General features: G+C 63.3%; 14 protein-coding genes. 6 read left to right on the top strand and 8 right to left on the bottom strand.

Annotated elements, in window-relative coordinates; translation table 11 throughout:
- The 3 genes from VNZ93_RS23870 to aroC form a co-directional block, all read right to left on the bottom strand.
- Positions 1-749 (bottom strand): DUF1194 domain-containing protein (locus tag VNZ93_RS23870; protein WP_414710181.1); only part of this gene is annotated, 749 nt, incomplete at its 3' end.
- An 89-nt stretch (positions 750-838) separates the two neighbouring features.
- Positions 839-1930 carry a 3,4-dihydroxy-2-butanone-4-phosphate synthase gene (gene ribB, locus VNZ93_RS23865; protein ID WP_325711390.1) on the bottom strand — a complete coding sequence of 364 codons (1092 nt, stop codon included), beginning with the start codon at positions 1928-1930 and terminating at the stop codon, positions 839-841.
- An 11-nt stretch (positions 1931-1941) separates the two neighbouring features.
- Entirely contained in the window at positions 1942-3066 is a 1125-nt protein-coding gene (gene aroC / locus VNZ93_RS23860; RefSeq protein ID WP_325711387.1) for a chorismate synthase, read from the bottom strand.
- 320 nt (positions 3067-3386) lie between these two features.
- Here aroC and VNZ93_RS23855 point away from each other — a divergent pair, with 320 nt between their 5' ends.
- The gene (locus VNZ93_RS23855) at positions 3387-3926 is read left to right on the top strand and encodes a hypothetical protein (protein ID WP_325711384.1); all 540 of its coding nucleotides are present in this window, start codon (positions 3387-3389) and stop codon (positions 3924-3926) included.
- Positions 3927-4017: 91 nt separating this feature from the next.
- Here VNZ93_RS23855 and fabI read toward each other — a convergent pair whose 3' ends face one another.
- On the bottom strand, positions 4018-4836 hold the full coding sequence (gene fabI / locus VNZ93_RS23850) for an enoyl-ACP reductase FabI (protein ID WP_325711381.1): 819 nt from the start codon (positions 4834-4836) through the stop codon (positions 4018-4020).
- Positions 4837-5047: 211 nt separating this feature from the next.
- On the opposite strand from fabI, the gene VNZ93_RS23845 reads away from it, so the two are divergent.
- Together VNZ93_RS23845 and VNZ93_RS23840 are read left to right on the top strand one after the other, a co-directional pair.
- Positions 5048-5539 (top strand): sigma-70 family RNA polymerase sigma factor, encoded by a 492-nt coding sequence (locus tag VNZ93_RS23845; RefSeq protein ID WP_325711378.1) that lies wholly within the window; start codon positions 5048-5050, stop codon positions 5537-5539.
- An 8-nt stretch (positions 5540-5547) separates the two neighbouring features.
- The gene (locus tag VNZ93_RS23840; protein ID WP_325711375.1) at positions 5548-6381 is read left to right on the top strand and encodes an anti-sigma factor; all 834 of its coding nucleotides are present in this window, start codon (positions 5548-5550) and stop codon (positions 6379-6381) included.
- A gap of 2 nt (positions 6382-6383) precedes the next feature.
- Here the strand turns inward: VNZ93_RS23840 and VNZ93_RS23835 are convergent, their stop codons facing one another.
- Positions 6384-7361: a J domain-containing protein gene (locus VNZ93_RS23835; protein WP_325711372.1), complete on the bottom strand. Its 978-nt coding sequence runs from the start codon at positions 7359-7361 to the stop codon at positions 6384-6386.
- A 170-nt stretch (positions 7362-7531) separates the two neighbouring features.
- Complete coding sequence (locus VNZ93_RS23830; RefSeq protein WP_325711369.1) at positions 7532-7936, bottom strand: RT0821/Lpp0805 family surface protein; 405 nt, start codon at positions 7934-7936, stop codon at positions 7532-7534.
- A gap of 111 nt (positions 7937-8047) precedes the next feature.
- On the opposite strand from VNZ93_RS23830, the gene pdxH reads away from it, so the two are divergent.
- Together pdxH and VNZ93_RS23820 are read left to right on the top strand one after the other, a co-directional pair.
- On the top strand, positions 8048-8689 hold the full coding sequence (gene pdxH, locus VNZ93_RS23825) for a pyridoxamine 5'-phosphate oxidase (protein WP_325711367.1): 642 nt from the start codon (positions 8048-8050) through the stop codon (positions 8687-8689).
- A gap of 23 nt (positions 8690-8712) precedes the next feature.
- Positions 8713-9468 carry an SDR family oxidoreductase gene (locus VNZ93_RS23820; protein WP_325711365.1) on the top strand — a complete coding sequence of 252 codons (756 nt, stop codon included), beginning with the start codon at positions 8713-8715 and terminating at the stop codon, positions 9466-9468.
- Positions 9469-9475: 7 nt separating this feature from the next.
- On the opposite strand, the gene corA is transcribed toward VNZ93_RS23820, so the two are convergent.
- Together corA and VNZ93_RS23810 are read right to left on the bottom strand one after the other, a co-directional pair.
- The gene (corA, locus tag VNZ93_RS23815) at positions 9476-10453 is read right to left on the bottom strand and encodes a magnesium/cobalt transporter CorA (RefSeq protein WP_325711363.1); all 978 of its coding nucleotides are present in this window, start codon (positions 10451-10453) and stop codon (positions 9476-9478) included.
- Positions 10454-10558: 105 nt separating this feature from the next.
- A complete protein-coding gene (locus VNZ93_RS23810) occupies positions 10559-10735 on the bottom strand; it encodes a hypothetical protein (protein ID WP_325711361.1) in 177 nt (58 codons plus the stop codon).
- 381 nt (positions 10736-11116) lie between these two features.
- On the opposite strand from VNZ93_RS23810, the gene VNZ93_RS23805 reads away from it, so the two are divergent.
- The gene (locus VNZ93_RS23805) at positions 11117-11797 is read left to right on the top strand and encodes a L,D-transpeptidase (RefSeq protein ID WP_325711396.1); all 681 of its coding nucleotides are present in this window, start codon (positions 11117-11119) and stop codon (positions 11795-11797) included.
- The last annotated feature ends 16 nt before the right edge of the window (positions 11798-11813 follow it).

Here is an 11813-nt window from a genome sequence, read left to right as displayed (position 1 = left end):
CGCGGATTGGCGGCAGACGCCTTCATGATGCGCGTCTGCGGCGTGAGTGTTGCGATTTCCAGCACCAGCTTCGTGCGGATCGCCTCGACGAATTTCTCGCGATCCTTCACTGGCACGACGAACGCGGCCGGGCCTCCGATCACGCAATCCTCGTAATATTCGTCGAGCAGTTCGATATCCATCGTCGAGTAGCTCGGCCGTTTCAGCATGACCGGCAGACCGTTGATGGTGATACCTTTCGATACCACCTCGTCGCGCGCGATGGTGACGATCTGACCCGAATTGTTGGCGCCGTCACCCGACACATCGATGACACGCCGGACACCGCGGTGACCGCTGCTCTCGAACAGGGACGCACCGAACAACAGCGCACCCGAAATCGACGTGCGCGCCGCGCGGCGGATCGGCGCCTGCATGATGTCGGCCGCGACCGAGCCGGCGCTTTCCGGCCCGTCCACCAGACGCCATGGCACGACGACGCGTTGCTCGCTCGCACCCGCCCACTCGAAATAGGTGACGGCGATGCGGCCGTGGATGCCCTGGCGCAGGGCGTTCAGGAACTCGCTGGAGGTCAGCGCCCTCGCATAACCCTCGCGCTGCAGCGCCAGTTCTTCCGGGTCCATCGAATAGGAGATGTCGACCGCCAATACGAGTTCGACGTCGACGGTGGTGGTCTGCTGCCCGCCCCCACGCGTGGCGGGCGCCGCGTCAAGGCGAAGCGCGGCGGCGCTGATGGCCAGACACATCATCGCAATCACGGCCAGTCGGCGCAGCATGCCCATCTCCCCGCAATCCGGGGAAATGGTGCCATGACCGGCGGCGGCGTGAAAGCGGCGGCTTAGGCGTCAACAGCTTCCGTGGACACAATCTCGATACCGAAGCCGCCGAGGCCGACATAGGTCAGCTTCTTGGAGGTCACGAGGCGGATCGAGTTGATCCCGAGGTCCTTGAGGATCTGGGCGCCGAGGCCGATTTCGCGCCATTGACGGATGCGCGCCGCCTCCGACTCGGTCTCTCCGCCCTTCGGGATCGCGGTCACCGGAACGCCAGCCGTGCCGTCGCGCAGGTAGACGATTACGCCGCGGCCCTCCTCCTTGAACCGCTGCAGCACGGCATTGATGGTCTTGGCGCCGCCAAACACATCGCCGATCACGTCGGCGCGATGCAGGCGGGTGAGGATGTCCCTGCCCTCGGCGACCCGGCCATAGACGAAGGCCATGTGATGGGTGGCATCGAACGGGGTGACATAGGCATAGCCCTGCAGCGGCCCGATCGGCGAAGCGACCGGAAACTCGCCGACCCGCTCGACCAGCTTTTCGCGTGCCTGGCGGTAGGCGATCAGATCCGCGATCGACAGGCGCTTCAGCCCGTGCTTCTCGGCGAATGCCGCGACCTGCGGACCGCGCATCACGGTGCCGTCGTCGTTCATCAGTTCGGACAGGACGCCGACCTGAGGAACGCCGGCAAGCTTGCAAAGATCGATGCAGGCCTCGGTATGGCCCGACCGCATCAGCACGCCGCCATCGCGCGCGACAAGTGGGAAAACGTGACCCGGCCGCACGAAATCGGTGGCGCCGCTGTTGCCGTTGGCGAGCGCGCGCACGGTGTTGGTGCGCTCCTCGGCGGAAATGCCGGTGGTCAATCCGTGCTTCACATCGACCGAAACCGTGAAGGCGGTCGCGAGCGGCGCATCGTTGCGCGACACCATCGGATCGAGATGCAGACGCTTGGCGTCATCCGCCGATAGCGGTGCGCAGACGATGCCGGAAGTGTGGCGGATGATGAAGCCCATCTTCTCCGGCGTACAGAGTGAGGCGGCGACGAACAGATCGCCTTCGTTCTCGCGATCGTCGTCGTCGGTCACGACGATGATCTCGCCGCGGGCAAATGCCGCGATGGCCTGGTCGATGCGCTGATGAGTGTCGAGCATAACAGTCCTGTTTAGCGGGAGGGAACGGGCCACGGCCATGACGGCCCCTCGCCCACCTGCCCGCGATGACGCAGATAATGATCGGCGAGCACACATGCCATCATGGCCTCGCCAACGGGAACCGCGCGGATGCCGACGCACGGGTCATGACGGCCTTTGGTGACGATGTCGGCATCGCGGCCGTAGTGGTCGACGGTCTGTCGCGGCTGCAGGATCGACGAGGTCGGCTTGACCGCGAAACGCGCAACCACAGGCTGCCCGGTCGAAATCCCGCCGAGGATGCCGCCGGCATGGTTCGAAAGAAAGACGGGTTTGCCGTCATTACCCATGCGCATCTCGTCGGCATTGGCCTCGCCCGACAGATCCGCCGCCGCGAAGCCGTCGCCGATTTCGACGCCCTTCACTGCATTGATGCTCATGAAAGCCGCAGCGAGATCGGCATCGAGCTTGCCGTAGACCGGCGCTCCGAGCCCCGGCGGCACGCCATCCGCCACGATCTCGATCACAGCGCCGGCCGACGAGCCGGCCTTGCGAACCCCGTCAAGATAATCCGCCCACAATTCCGCTGTCTTTGCATCGGGGCAGAAAAAGGGATTGCGCGAAACCTCATTCCAGTCCCACCGCGAGCGATCCACCGCGTGTGGACCGATCCGAACCAGCGCGCCACGGACCGACATGCCAGGGACCACCTTGCGGGCGACCGCACCGGCTGCGACCCGCGAAGCCGTCTCTCGCGCCGATGCGCGCCCGCCGCCGCGATAATCGTGAAAGCCGTATTTGATGTCGTAGGTGTAGCCGGCGTGGCCGGGGCGGTACTTGTCCTTGATGTCCGAATAGTCCTTCGACCGCTGGTCGACATTTTCGATCAGCAGCGCGATCGGCGTACCGGTCGTCATCTCCGTACCGGTCGCTTCGTCCGTGAACACGCCGGACAGGATGCGAACCGCGTCCGGTTCCTGGCGCTGCGTCGTGAAACGCGATTGTCCCGGACGACGCCGGTCGAGATCGGCCTGGATCTCCGCAACGGTCAGCGGAATGCGCGGCGGACAGCCGTCGACAACGCAGCCGATCGCCGGCCCGTGGCTCTCGCCAAACGTGGTTACGCGAAAAAGATGGCCGAAGGTGTTGAATGACATGGTGGTTTTTTCGATGCGGCGGCTTGGTAGCCCGCGTGGTTCGCATGGTCAAATATGGGGCGGTTACCTTCGGCGCGACCTTGCCCGCCGGCTGCTGCACTGCATCACGAACGGCCGCCGCCATTAATCGGCATTCAGCCCCCTGAACGCGCATTAATGGCAAACTGAATGCCCGTTAAGCTACTGATTTTTCTACGTTTTTTTGATTTTTTCATTTGCGGACCGAACTGAAATCTGAAATGAATGGCCGCACTACGGGAGGGGCGCATCAGCTTTGGTGACCCGCTCACACCGCAGAGGATCAAGAAGGACACACAATCATGCGCAAATTGATCGCCGTTATCGCTGCGATCGGCTTCATCGGGTCGACGACCCTGACGCCGGTGATCGCGGCTCAGGCGACGCCGGGCGTTGCAAAGAGCGACGAGTTCTCGGCCGCCGCGAAGAAAAAGGGCAAGAAGGCGAAAGCCAAGAAGGCCGAACTGACCGCGACCGATCTCTCCGCCGCTGCCAAGAAGAAGGGCAAGAAGGCAAAGGCCAAGAAGGCCGAGCTGATCGCGACCGACCTCTCCGCCGCTGCCAAGAAGAAGGGCAAGAAGGCAAAGGCCAAGAAGGCCGAGCTGATCGCGACCGATCTCTCCGCCGCCGCCAAGAAGAAGGGCAAGAAGGCGAAGGCCAAGAAGGCCGAGCTGAACAACGTGGTCGACTTCTCCGCTGCGGCGAAGAAGAAGGGCAAGAAGGCAAAGGCCAAGAAGGCCGAGCTGAACAACGTGGTCGACTTCTCCGCTGCGGCGAAGAAGAAGGGCAAGAAGGCAAAGGCCAAGAAGGCCGACCTGATCCTCTACCGGATCGCAGCCTGATTTCAGACTCCGCGCATCACTGCGCGAAAGCGGCCGGACCTCGCGGTCCGGCCGTTTTCTTTTGCGGATGTCTCAACGAAGGAAGAGCGGTCTACGGCTCGCCCACGGTCAGATCCGGCGCGTCGGGATGCTTGATCCCGACCACGTGGTAGCCGGCATCCACGTGATGGATTTCGCCCGTGACGCCGCGCGACAGGTCGGAGAGGAAATATGCGGCCGCATCTCCCACCTCATCGAGCTGCACATTCCGCCGCAGCGGCGTGTTGTATTCGTTCCATTTCAGAATGTACCGGAAGTCACCGATGCCCGACGCCGCGAGCGTCTTGATCGGGCCGGCCGAAATCGCATTGACGCGGATGTTCTTCACGCCGAGGTCGGCGGCGAGATAGCGCACGGACGATTCAAGCGCGGCCTTCGCGAGCCCCATGACGTTGTAATGCGGCATCCATTTCTCGGCGCCGTAATAGGTCAGCGTCAGCATCGAGCCGCCATTCGTCATCAGCTTCTCGGCGCGTTGCGCGATCGCCGTGAACGAATAGCAGGATATCAACATCGTCTTGATGAAGTTGTCCTCGGTGGTGTCGACATAGCGGCCGTCGAGCTGGTCCTTGTCCGAGAACGCGATCGCGTGGACCACGAAATCGAGCGATCCCCAGGCTGACCGCACGGCCTCGAACACGGCGTCGATCGTCTTGGGTTCCGACACGTCACAATGTCCGACCACGATACCGTCGACCTCCTCGGCCAGCGGCTCGACCCGCTTCTTGAGCGCATCGCCCTGGTAGGTGAAGGCAAGGTCGGCGCCATGGTTACGGCAGGCCCGGGCAATGCCCCAGGCGATCGAACGGTTGTTTGCAACCCCCATGATCAGGCCGCGCTTTCCACGCATGAGGCCAGACGCATCCACCATCGCTGTTCCTTTTTGAGGCGCTTCCACAGTTTGAGGCGCTCTAGTGCGCCACCTTGTGACATAGGGTATTCTGGCCTTCAAGAAGCCGGACCGGCGCCGAACCGGCCTCATTTTCGGAATATTGAATATCCGAGAGGTGTTGATCTTGGCGTTACGGCCCTGAACCGCGGCTGGACGGCCAGCAACCCGACTGCAGGGGCAGCGACTGAAAATGAGCAGCTTTCGTCTGGACGTGGAATCCAATGTTCCCGCATTGCGACGCTATGCTCGGGCGCTGACCCGTGACGCGGAGCTGGCCGACGACCTCGTCCAGGACACGCTGGTGCGCGCCCTGCGCTCGGAACACCTGTTCCATGGGGGCGAAATCCGCTCGTGGCTGTTCACCATCCTGACCAATCTGAACCGCAACCGCCTGCGCTCGCTCGCGCGGCGTCCGCTGACCGCCACGCTCGACGACAACGATGCGCCTGATTCCGCCGGCCCCGAAGCCGGCGGACGGGACATCGAGCGCGCGCTCGATCTTCTGGTCGACGACCAGAAACAGGCTTTGTTGCTCGTGGTGCTTGAAGGCTTGTCGTACCGCGAGGTCGCAGACGTCCAGGGTGTTCCGATCGGCACCGTGATGTCGCGGCTGGCGCGCGCACGCGCGCAGATCAAGGCCTATCTCGACGGCGAGCGTCCGGCGCTGCGCCGCGTGAAGTAGAGGACACGATGGTCGACCGGAAATCACCCGTGACCGAAGAGGAGCTGCACGCTCACGTGGATGGCGAGTTGCCGGCCGACCGGATTGCTGCGGTTGAGGACTGGCTCGCTTCGCATCCGGAAGATGCCGCGCGCGTTGCCGCATGGCGCCTGCAGGTGGATGCAATTCGCGCGCGCTTCAACAATACCGCGAACGAGGCTGTGCCGACACGCCTGAAGATGGACGCGCTGCTGCGCTCGGGCCGCAATTGGCGAGCGATCGCGGCTGCGGTCGCGGCGGTTGCATTCCTGGTCGGCGGCATTGCCGGCTGGATGGCGCGCAGCACGACCGAAGTCGTTGCCGCAGTCGGCGACCCCGCCGACGATCTCGCGCAGCGTGCCCTCGCCGCCCACAAGCTCTATATCGGCGAAATCCGTCACCCGATTGAGGTCGGCGCGACAGAAGCGCATCTTGCGCCATGGCTGTCACGAGGCATCGGCACCACGCTACGCCTTCCGGACTTCGCCGCCTTCGACATGAAGCTGATGGGCGGGCGTCTGCTGCCCGGAGAAAGCGGGCCGGCCGCACTGCTGATGTATGAGAACGGCAACGGCGACCGCGTCACGTTCTACATGTCGAAGCTGGCCCATCCGCAGATGGCGTTCCGCTATTATGCGTCGGACCATGTCGCGGCGATACGATGGGTGGTCGGCGAATACGGCTACGTGGTTGCCGGTCCCGCGGAGAAGACCCGGTTGAAGGAACTCGCACGCGCTGCGTTCGAGCAGCTTGAGCACCGCGCACCGCCACCGCCGAGCAATCGCTCCTCGCACGAACCGGTCGTCAGCCGTCGCGGCGGCTGACGTCAGACGAGATCCTTGCGGGGATCGTAGGGCTTTTCATCGCGCAACTTGCGCATCAGGTCCTCAAGGTCGGGATCGGCCGTGTCCGGCAAGACGATGCGAACCGTCGCCATCAGATCCCCGGTGCCGTTCTTGTCCGGCAGACCTTTGCCGCGCAGTCGGAATGTCCGGCCGCCGCTGGTATTGGCGGGAATGTTCAGTTCGACGGCGCCGTCTAACGTCGGCACCCGAACCTTGCCGCCGAGCACCGCCTCATAAAGCGTGATCGGCAGATCGAGCCGGATATTGGCGCCGTCGCGCTCGAAATACGGATGCTTTGCAATATGCACCGTGATGATTGCATCGCCCGGCGGTCCGCCATCCGAGAAGCCCTGCCCTTTCAGCCTGATCTGCTGACCGTCCGACAGCCCCACAGGAATCTTGACGTCGACCTCCTTGCCGGTCGGCAGATACACCCGGCGGGAGCCGCCATGTGCGAGGTCCGACAGCGTGATCGTCGTCGACGCCATCGCATCGCGCCCCGGCGGCGGCGAGAATTCCTCGGGTTCAAAGGTCCGTGCTCCGGCGCCGCGCCGTGCCCGGCCGCCCATCATCTCTTTCAGGATATCGTCGATGCTGCCGAAGCCACCGCCGCCCGCCCGTCCTGAGCGCTGAGCGCCCTGCGGCCCCCAGGAAAAGGTCTCGAAGTGAACATCCGGTCCGGCGCCCGCGCCGAAGCCGCCACCGGGATGCATTCCTTCAAAGCCCTGAAAGCGCGGCTTGCCCTCGGCGTCGATTTCGCCGGCGTCGAACTGCTTGCGCTTGGTCTCATCGCCCAGAATCTCATAGGCGGCATTGGCCTCCGCGAATTTCTCGGCGGCTTTCGGATCGTCCTTGTTCGCGTCCGGATGGTGCTTCTTGGCAAGCTTTCGAAAGGCTGACTTGATTTGGCCAGCCGCAGCCCCCCGCGGCACCCCCAACACCTCGTAGGGGTCGCGCATGTGATAACAAACTCCTTATTCAGCAGATGCCTGAAACGGCCCCCGCTCATGTCCGTTGGTGCCGGGCCGCGCCCGGCTTCGATTCCAAAGTTATTTGGGATTGTAGTCCGGTTTCCGCAACGCCAAGAGCCCGGGATGGCTTCACGCAGGGACCGTCCCCAGGCAGGTCGTCAGGACCGGCGCCAGGCCTTCATCCGCCGGACCTCCCACTTGCCCTTGGTTTCCCGACAGGCCTCGCCCTGAAACCAGGACTCTGACCCGTCATAGACATAGCTCGCGAGAAAATCCCGGCAGACCTCGCCGTCGATCCGGTAGGCCTGAGTAAGAGGCGTAACGGTACCCCGTGCGCCGGAGGCCGGATTCTCCCATGGCAGGCTCGCGTCCTGGCTGTCGAGGCTGACCACCTCCGTCGCGGCCACCTTGGCATAGGCGAGATCGGACGCCGGCGGCAGCCCGGTTCCTTCCGGCGATGGCGGGTTGAGAATGGAGCCCGTGTGGGTCGGCTTCTCGTCATCCTTGCCGAACATGGCCGGCAGCTTCACATTGGCGCTGCATCCGGCGACCGCGCAACCCATTGCCGCAATGCCGGCCGCGCACAGCATTCGGCATAGGCGCGCCGCGAAGGCTACCTTATATACGGACTGACGGACGGCTGAACTCGGGCCGGCCACTCGGTACCCCACGAAATGACTGACGCACCCCCTATTGATCATCCGGATTTGTTAACGAACGGTGATTTCACCGAAAGCGCCGAGCCCTTCGCGCTATTCGCCGCATGGATGGAAGAAGCAACGCGCGCGGAGCCGAACGATCCGAACGCGATGGCGCTCGCGACTGCCGGCGCCGACGGCTTTCCCGATGTCCGCATGGTCCTGCTCAAGGGCTACGACGAAAACGGCTTCGTGTTTTTTACCAATCTGGAGAGCGCCAAGGGCCGCGAGCTGCGCGAACGCCCTCAGGCTGCATTGCTGTTTCACTGGAAGTCGTTGCGCCGCCAGATCCGCATGCGCGGTGACGTGACACCGGTGAGCGATGCGGAAGCCGATGCGTATTTCGCGACCCGGCCGAGGCTTGCGCAGCTCGGCGCGTGGGCGAGCAAGCAATCGTCACCGCTCGAAAGCCGGCTTGCCTTCGAAGGCGCTGTGGCGCGCGTTACCGCACGCTATCCGCTTGGAACGATTCCAAGACCGCCATTCTGGTCGGGGTTTCGCATCGCACCGATCGCGATAGAATTCTGGCATGATCGTCCATTCCGGCTGCACGACCGAATCGCCTTCACGCGAAGCGGGCCGCATGAAGCCTGGACAAAGACGCGTCTTTATCCGTAAGCGCGTTCCCGCAGGATTTTGAAATGCTAACGTCCGACCATAACGGCCCGCGCCGCACCTTGCTTTTGACCGGCGCAAGCCGCGGCATCGGCCATGCGACGGTGAAACGCTTTTCCGCCGCCGGCTGGCGCGTGATCACCTGCTCCCGGCACGGCTTTCCGGAAAACTGCCCGTGGGAAGCGGGCCCCGAAGATCACATCCAGGTCGATCTCGCCGACCCGGTCAACACCGAGGAAGCAATCGCCGAGATCAAGCGCAGGCTGCCCGACGGAAAGCTGCATGCGCTGGTCAACAATGCCGCCATTTCGCCCAAGGACTCCGGCGGCGCGCGGCTGAGCGCAATCGCGACGGACGTCAGGACCTGGCAGCATGTCTTTCAGGTCAATTTCTTCGCACCGATCATGCTCGCGCGCGGCCTGATGGACGAACTGAAAGCCACGCACGGATCGGTGGTCAATGTCACCTCGATCGCCGGCTCTCGCGTGCATCCGTTCGCGGGCGCGGCCTACGCGACATCCAAGGCAGCGCTGGCAGCACTGACGCGGGAGATGGCGGCAGATTTCGGCCCGCTCGGTATCCGGGTCAATGCGATCGCGCCGGGCGAGATCGACACATCGATCCTGTCACCGGGTACGGAGAAGATCGTCGAGCAGCAGATCCCGATGCACAGGCTCGGCACACCCGACGAAGTGGCGAAGATCGTCTACGTGCTGTGCACCGAGACCTCGTCCTACGTGCACGGCGCGGAAATCCATATCAACGGCGGCCAGCACATCTGACGCTGATTCACAGCCATTTCTTCCACTTGAAGTACAAGTACGGCAGGATCGCCGACACCACCATTGCGATGAGTGCAGTCGGGTATCCGTACGACCAATCCAGTTCCGGCATGTTCTTGAAATTCATGCCGTAGACCGTGCCGACCAGCGTCGGCGGCATCAGCACCACCGCAACCACCGAGAACAGCTTTATGATGTTGTTCTGCTCGATGCTGACAAGCCCAAGCATCGCATCGAGCAGGAAGGTAATGCTGTTGGTCAGATAGGTGGTGTGATCCGACAACGATTGAACGTCCCGCTGCATGGTCTTGAGCTGGGCACGCATGTCCTTCGACCACCGCGTGCTCTCGTCCTCATGTGCGAGGAACAACACAAGTCGCCCGATCGAAACCAGGCTGTCGCGCACTTTCGAGGTGAGGTCGCCCTTGCGCCCGAGCGAGAACAGGATGCCCTGATAGACGCGCGAGGAACCGCCGCGGCTTCTGCGCTGCTCGAAAACCTTGCGCGAGACCTGATCGACCTCGGCGCCGATGCGTTCGAGAATGTCCGCATTGCGGTCGATGATGGCGTCGAGCAATTCCATCAGCACGGTCTGCCCTGAAATGTTGGCCGGGCAGAACCGGGCGAGCTTGTGACGCGTCATCGCGAACGGGCGCGGCTCGTCGTACCGCACCGTCACCAGCCGCTGGCCGGCGAGGATGAAGGATACGGGCGTCGTGATCGGGGACGGCGTGTCAGATTGCGACATGAGCGTCGCGGTCATATAACGCGCGCCCTTTTCCACATAGAGACGGCTGGAAATCTCGATTTCCTGCATCTCTTCACGGGTCGGAATCGCGACGCCGACCCGCTGCTCGACCTGCTTGTCTTCTTCCAGCGTCGGATTGACGAGATCCAGCCAGATCGCGGCCTCGGGAATTTCTTCGCCGGCCTCAAGCGGATGAGGCTCGAGCGTGGTGCCACGCAGGACATAAACGGTGAGCATGGACCCTCTCGGCACATACGGCTATCGCCGCAGCCGTCATGGCCCTGCGCTGTCTGTTGTTGCAAGTCCAAAATGGCACCCGTGGAGTGGGCGCCGGGCCGCCGCTCAGGCCGCGCGCCCCTTTCGCGATTCGGAGTCTTCGGACGTCTGCGCTTTGGTTTCGCCGCCGTACGGCAAGGCCGCGACCAGGGCGGAAATTGCGATTCGCCCGTAACGGCGATCGAGATCCTCTTCGGACCGCCGACTGTCGTCAGGCCCGGCGATCGTCTTCGCGTTGGTCATGGTTCCTCCTCAACAGGCTTCTTGGTTTCGTCCCGGGGCGGACCGTGCCGAACGGATGCGGAGCCAGTGAGGCTGAAATGGGCGAACAATGGTAAGACTTGGCGGCAATCGGTCACAAAGCCGTGTCGCGGGCGCATCGGGCCGTGTTGCAAGGTCGCGCAGGAGGCTGGAGGACTTGGGTAAACGCTCGCTTAAGAGGTTGATGCAACTATGGTATTGAGACCGCTGGCGCGGCTCGCGCCGGCCCGGTTTTGCGGCTTTCCGGCAACACGTTCACAGGACCGTCGATAACGTTGTCCTGGTCGCTGGATAGCAGGTTTTTTTCGGCTATGTTCGCCCGGAATCCACGCCGGTGCGGCGCAACAATAGGGACGTGTGGTGATGCGCCTAATCGCGCTTCTCCTGATCGGAATCGGTTTGGCGGGTTGCAACGCTGCGACCACGGCAACGTATGAGCCCGCTTCAGAAGCTAACTTCAAGCCGCGGGACCGCGAGCTGCTGGCGAAGGTGCCATACGCGAAGGCGACGATCCCCGAGCCATATCGGCGTCATATCGTCAGCTACCACCGCAAGGAAGCACCCGGCTCGATCGTGGTCGATTCCGATTCGCGCTTCCTCTACTACGTGCTGCCCGAGGGCAAGGCGATCCGTTACGGCATCACCGTCGGCGAAGAGGCCCTGAGCTTCTCCGGAATCGCCAAGGTGCAACGCAAGGCGGAGTGGCCGACCTGGACGCCGACCCAGGCGATCAAGGAACGTCTCGGACCGTCGATCCCCAATCAGGTGGGACCCGGACCGCACAATCCTCTCGGCGCCCGCGCGCTGTATCTCTACGCCAACAACAAGGACACCCTGTATCGCATCCACGGAACGAACCAGCCGGAATATATCGGCTCGGCCGTCTCCTCGGGTTGCATCCGCATGACCAACGAGGACGTCATCGACCTCTATAACCGGACCAAGGAAGGCACGGTGGTCGTGGTGCTCGCGCCCAAGCAGGGCGATTCGCCGAACAACCCGCAGGTCGCGCAGCGCGGGTTGGACCGGGTCCTGCCGTTCTAACGGCACCAATTCGGAG

Source organism: Pseudorhodoplanes sp. (genome assembly GCF_035565795.1).
Taxonomy (GTDB): Bacteria; Pseudomonadota; Alphaproteobacteria; order Rhizobiales; family Xanthobacteraceae; genus Pseudorhodoplanes.
The sequence above is the reverse complement of the archived record's forward strand: the minus strand, read 5'-3'. Positions and strand labels throughout refer to the sequence as shown.

Excerpts from the sequence above, each read along its gene's own strand:
- ribB (WP_325711390.1), bottom strand. The coding sequence starts at position 1,930 with ATGCTCGACACTCATCAGCGCATCGACCAGGCCATCGCGGCATTTGCC.
- aroC (WP_325711387.1), bottom strand. The coding sequence starts at position 3,066 with ATGTCATTCAACACCTTCGGCCATCTTTTTCGCGTAACCACGTTTGGC.
- VNZ93_RS23855 (WP_325711384.1), top strand. The coding sequence starts at position 3,387 with ATGCGCAAATTGATCGCCGTTATCGCTGCGATCGGCTTCATCGGGTCG.
- fabI (WP_325711381.1), bottom strand. The coding sequence starts at position 4,836 with ATGGTGGATGCGTCTGGCCTCATGCGTGGAAAGCGCGGCCTGATCATG.
- VNZ93_RS23845 (WP_325711378.1), top strand. The coding sequence starts at position 5,048 with ATGAGCAGCTTTCGTCTGGACGTGGAATCCAATGTTCCCGCATTGCGA.
- VNZ93_RS23840 (WP_325711375.1), top strand. The coding sequence starts at position 5,548 with ATGGTCGACCGGAAATCACCCGTGACCGAAGAGGAGCTGCACGCTCAC.
- VNZ93_RS23835 (WP_325711372.1), bottom strand. The coding sequence starts at position 7,361 with ATGCGCGACCCCTACGAGGTGTTGGGGGTGCCGCGGGGGGCTGCGGCT.
- VNZ93_RS23830 (WP_325711369.1), bottom strand. The coding sequence starts at position 7,936 with ATGGGTTGCGCGGTCGCCGGATGCAGCGCCAATGTGAAGCTGCCGGCC.
- pdxH (WP_325711367.1), top strand. The coding sequence starts at position 8,048 with ATGACTGACGCACCCCCTATTGATCATCCGGATTTGTTAACGAACGGT.
- VNZ93_RS23820 (WP_325711365.1), top strand. The coding sequence starts at position 8,713 with ATGCTAACGTCCGACCATAACGGCCCGCGCCGCACCTTGCTTTTGACC.
- corA (WP_325711363.1), bottom strand. The coding sequence starts at position 10,453 with ATGCTCACCGTTTATGTCCTGCGTGGCACCACGCTCGAGCCTCATCCG.
- VNZ93_RS23810 (WP_325711361.1), bottom strand. The coding sequence starts at position 10,735 with ATGACCAACGCGAAGACGATCGCCGGGCCTGACGACAGTCGGCGGTCC.
- VNZ93_RS23805 (WP_325711396.1), top strand. The coding sequence starts at position 11,117 with ATGCGCCTAATCGCGCTTCTCCTGATCGGAATCGGTTTGGCGGGTTGC.